At 52.5% G+C, this 261-nt stretch carries 1 protein-coding gene; it reads right to left on the reverse strand.

The genetic code is table 11. The features are described 5' to 3' along the window. Nucleotides 1-44: 44 nt before the first annotated feature. Nucleotides 45-218, reverse strand: coding sequence for a hypothetical protein (locus A3722_RS24395; protein ID WP_161487417.1), 174 nt, complete (start codon nt 216-218; stop codon nt 45-47). Between the last annotated feature and the right edge of the window lie 43 nt (nt 219-261).

Here is a 261-nt window from a genome sequence, read left to right on the forward strand (position 1 = left end):
TCCGCTGTGGGCCGCCCGCCTGAAGTTGCTCATCAATGCTTCTCTCACAGCTTCTTAAGCAGGTGGTAGGGCGCGTTGCGTACCGCCGCATCTACATCGATATCAGATTTCTTTTGGCGTTCGGGCCAGATGGCATACAGGCTTCCTACGATGACCAGCACTTCGACCCCAATCAGGCCGAAGCTGGTGAGCTGTTCGCTTAAGATGGCCTCGAGCATACTGTTGCTTTCCGTATCTGTATGCATGAATGAAATTCATCAT

The organism is Sulfitobacter sp. HI0027, from assembly GCF_001634775.1.
GTDB lineage: Bacteria > Pseudomonadota > Alphaproteobacteria > Rhodobacterales > Rhodobacteraceae > Sulfitobacter.